Source organism: Streptomyces boncukensis, assembly GCF_011045075.1.
Lineage (GTDB): Bacteria > Actinomycetota > Actinomycetes > Streptomycetales > Streptomycetaceae > Streptomyces > Streptomyces boncukensis.
On sequence record NZ_JAAKZZ010000661.1, the window covers coordinates 1 to 3,456 of the forward strand.

At 69.5% G+C, this 3,456-nt stretch carries 4 protein-coding genes; 1 reads left to right on the forward strand and 3 read right to left on the reverse strand.

Translation table 11 applies throughout. The features are described from left to right. Positions 1–127 precede the first annotated feature (127 nt). Positions 128–886 carry an SDR family NAD(P)-dependent oxidoreductase gene (locus tag G5C65_RS33855; protein WP_165302887.1) on the reverse strand — a complete coding sequence of 253 codons (759 nt, stop codon included), beginning with the start codon at positions 884–886 and terminating at the stop codon, positions 128–130. Positions 887–996: 110 nt separating this feature from the next. Further along, positions 997–1,275 carry an Atu4866 domain-containing protein gene (locus G5C65_RS33860; protein ID WP_165302888.1) on the reverse strand — a complete coding sequence of 93 codons (279 nt, stop codon included), beginning with the start codon at positions 1,273–1,275 and terminating at the stop codon, positions 997–999. A 139-nt stretch (positions 1,276–1,414) separates the two neighbouring features. Between G5C65_RS33860 and G5C65_RS33865 the strand changes: the two genes are divergently transcribed. Then, positions 1,415–2,311 carry a helix-turn-helix transcriptional regulator gene (locus tag G5C65_RS33865; protein ID WP_165302889.1) on the forward strand — a complete coding sequence of 299 codons (897 nt, stop codon included), beginning with the start codon at positions 1,415–1,417 and terminating at the stop codon, positions 2,309–2,311. A 114-nt stretch (positions 2,312–2,425) separates the two neighbouring features. On the opposite strand, the gene G5C65_RS33870 is transcribed toward G5C65_RS33865, so the two are convergent. Further along, on the reverse strand, positions 2,426–3,301 hold the full coding sequence (locus G5C65_RS33870; RefSeq protein ID WP_165302890.1) for a helix-turn-helix transcriptional regulator: 876 nt from the start codon (positions 3,299–3,301) through the stop codon (positions 2,426–2,428). Positions 3,302–3,456: the final 155 nt, after the last annotated feature.

The following is a 3,456-nucleotide window of genomic DNA, read 5'->3' on the forward strand; positions in this document are numbered from 1 at the left end:
CACCCGCCCAGACGGCGACGACGCGGGCACCGCGGGCGTGGAGAAGCGCCACGGTCTCCCTTGCCCACGCCGCGCGCGGCCCCGGTGACGGAGGCAGGCCGTCGTGGTCGTCGCGCGGCTGGGCTGTTCAGTGCGCGGTGAGGCCGCCGTCGACCACCAGCTCCGAGCCGGTGACGAACGAGGAGTCGTCGCAGGCGAGGAAGAGGATCGCGGGTGCGACCTCGTCGGCGTGGCCGGCCCGGCGCATGGGGGTACGTTGGATGTCCGGCTGCTGGTCGCCCTGGTCGTCCAGGAGGTCCTGGATCATCGGTGTGGCGATCACCCCGGGATGCACCGAGTTGATCCGTACTCCTTGCCGGGCGTACTCGACCGCGGCGGTCTTGCTCAGCAGGCGTACGGCCCCCTTGGACGCTTGGTAGGCCGCGGCCGCGCCGCTTCCCACCAGGCCGAGTACGGACGAGGTATTGATCACCGACGCGTTGCCGCTTGCGCGCAGGAGCGGCAACGCCGCCTTCATGCCGAGCCAGGTGCCTTTCTGGTTCACGTTGATGACGCGGTCCCACACCTCTTCCCGCGTGTCCTCGATACCAGGCCAGTCCAGGATGCCGGCGAGGTTCACGAGCACGTCCAGCGTGGCAAAGCGGTCGCGCACGAGGGCGATCACGTCGTCCCACTCCCGCGCGGATGAGACATCGAGGCGGGCGGCGACGACCTCCGCGCCGCGTGCCTCCAGCCGCTCGGCCAGACCTCGCAGCGGGCCCTCGGCGACATCGGTGATCACCAGCCGGGCGCCTTCGCGGGCGAAGAGTTCGGCGGCCGCTGTGCCGAGGCCGCCGGTCGCGCCCGTGATCAGCGCGACCTTGCCGTCAAGTCGTTGTCCTGTCATGGATATGGTCCTTGCTTCTCGGTGATGCCGGCTGGCTGCTGGGTGGGGCTCATGGGTCCGCCGACGGCGGATTCGCCTTCCGGCGGCCAGGCGCCGCGGCCCGGCCTCCGCTACGACGACGTCCGCTCCCGGTGGAGCACGAGGTGCTCGTGATGGAGCACTCCGTCCCGGATGTCGCCGGTGGCGGTGAACCCGGTGTCGTCGACGTAGTCCAGGTGGCTGCCGGTCACCGTGTACCGGCCGGTGTACGCGCAGCGCCGCTCGCCGCGGGCCTCCACGTAGCGGCCGTCCGGCAGCAGCTCCTGACGGATGTGACCATCCGCGGTCACCCACATCCCGACCACGTCGACGTGCACGTCGACGTGGTCGCCCTCAACGGTCCCAGCCATGGCGGGCCCCTCTCCTCAAACGGTGCGGTCTTCCCCGCTCCACCGAGTCTGGGCAGATCAGCGGCCACCAACCAGGACGCTTGCTGCCTGGACGTGCCACACCCAGGCAGCGCACCGGGCCGCCGCCTAGCCTGAACACATGGACGACAACCACCTGGGAGACTTCCTGCGGGCACGCCGCGCCGGCCTGCGGCCGCAGGACGTGGGCATGACGAGCTACGGAGCCCGCAAAGTCGCCGGACTGCGCCGCGAAGAGGTCGCCGTCCTGGCCGGAGTGAACGCCGACTACTACACCCGCCTCGAACAAGGCCGCGAACACAACCCCTCAGCCCAGGTGGTCGACGCGCTCAGCCGCGCGCTGCACCTCGACGAGGACGCCCGCGCGCACCTGTACCGGCTGGCCGGGGCCACGCCAAGCGAACGGCCCTCCGCCCACCTCGCAGAGCGAGTCAGCCCGTCCCTGCGACAGCTGATGGACGGCTACCCGAACACTCCAGCTTTCGTCATGAACCGAACCCTGGACCTCCTCGCCGTGAACGCATTGGCCGACGCCCTCTACTCGCCGTTCGCGCCAGCGGACAATCTGGCCCGCATGACCTTGCTCGACCCCGCAGGCCCCACCTTCTACACGGACTGGGACCGAGCGGCACAAGCCACCGTCGCCAACCTCCGCGAGGCAACCGGCTTCGACCCGGACAACCCACGACTGCGCGAAATCGTCAGCACTCTCACCGAGCACAGCGTGGACTTCACCCGCCTCTGGCAGTCGCACACGGTGCGAGGCAAGACACGGGATGCCAAACGCTTCCTCCACCCGGACGTCGGCCCGCTCACTCTCACCCATCAAGCATTCGACGTACGCGAGACGCCCGGCCAGCAGCTCGTCATCTACCACGCCGAACCAGGCAGCCCCAGCGCCCAGTCCCTCAATCTGCTCGGTTCCATCCACGCTATGGCGCCAGCCCCACCGCTGACCAGCCGAGGGAACGTGGAGATCGGCGGCGACAGGTCGGCTTCGCCTCCGCGTGTTTCCTAGGTGGTCGCCTAGGAAACACGCGGAGGCGTCGGGAACCGGCATCCGTGTGGGGCCGAGCGTCTCCTCATGCTGCGCCAGGAGCTTGATTCCCTCGTTCGCGGCTCGTCCGGCGGTTTACGTCGTGTGGTCTGCGGCTTCGGGGCTCGGACGGCCGAACGGCGGCGCCGAGGACGCCAGGCAGCGCAGGGCGTTCGAAGTCGCGTCGTCCGCCGGGTGGAAGGCCCAGATCCTGTGACCGTCGCTTCCCGGCAGTTCCAGGACGTGCTGGTCGAGTGCGAGCGATCCGACCCTTGGGTGTCGGAACAATTTGTGGTCGATCGCCTTCTCGTAGAGGTGGTGCTCGCTCCAGACAGTTCTGAAGACATCGCTGTGCGCGGTCAGTTCCTTCAACAGCTGTGTCAGGCGGGCCGACCCCGCTGCGGAGCCGGCCTGTGCGCGTAGGGCCGCCACCATGCAGCGGGCGAGTTCGGGCCACTCGGTGAAGAATGCCGGTGCTCCGGGGGCGAGGAACACCAGACGGGCGTAGTTGTCCCTGGGCTCCATCCCTTCGTGGAGGAAATCGCCGAGCATGTTGCTGCCCACGATGTCGAGCCATCGGTTCACCAGCAGGGCGGGCACCGTCATGGAACCGAGCAGCTCGTCCACGGCCTCCAGGCGATCCGCGCCCATACGGGGCGTCTCCCCGTCCACAACGGTTTCTGTAACCGTGAGTTCCCGCAGATAACGCGCCGCGACGGCGTCCAGCAGCAGTGCCTGACACAGGCCCTCCACCACCGCGCGGGACGGCCGGCGTTCCCTCCCCTGTTCAAGGCGCACGTAGTAGTCGGTGCTGATCCCGGCCAGGAATGCCACTTCGTCTCGCCGCAGCCCCGGCACCTGGCGCTGTGCCCCCACGGCCAGCCGGTGTTGTTCAGGCCGCGCCCCATTCCGCCTGGCACGCAGGAAGGCCGCCAGTGGTCCGCCTCCGCCGTGCCCCCTTGAAACCTCCATACCACCAGGGTAAAGACGCGGGCGTGCACCGTGGTGCGGAGACGGCCGTGAGCTGCGCCGCCACGGCCGCCCGGCTTCGGCTTCGCCGCGCAGTCCGAGACCACCATGCGCGAGGCCCGCCGGTGCCGGCCGGCGCGGCCGGGGTTCCTGGGCGT

What these genes read in the sequence shown, in the direction of transcription:
- G5C65_RS33865 (WP_165302889.1), top strand. Translation starts at nt 1,415, where the DNA reads ATGGACGACAACCACCTGGGAGACTTCCTGCGGGCACGCCGCGCCGGC.
- G5C65_RS33860 (WP_165302888.1), bottom strand. Translation starts at nt 1,275, where the DNA reads ATGGCTGGGACCGTTGAGGGCGACCACGTCGACGTGCACGTCGACGTG.
- G5C65_RS33870 (WP_165302890.1), bottom strand. Translation starts at nt 3,301, where the DNA reads ATGGAGGTTTCAAGGGGGCACGGCGGAGGCGGACCACTGGCGGCCTTC.
- G5C65_RS33855 (WP_165302887.1), bottom strand. Translation starts at nt 886, where the DNA reads ATGACAGGACAACGACTTGACGGCAAGGTCGCGCTGATCACGGGCGCG.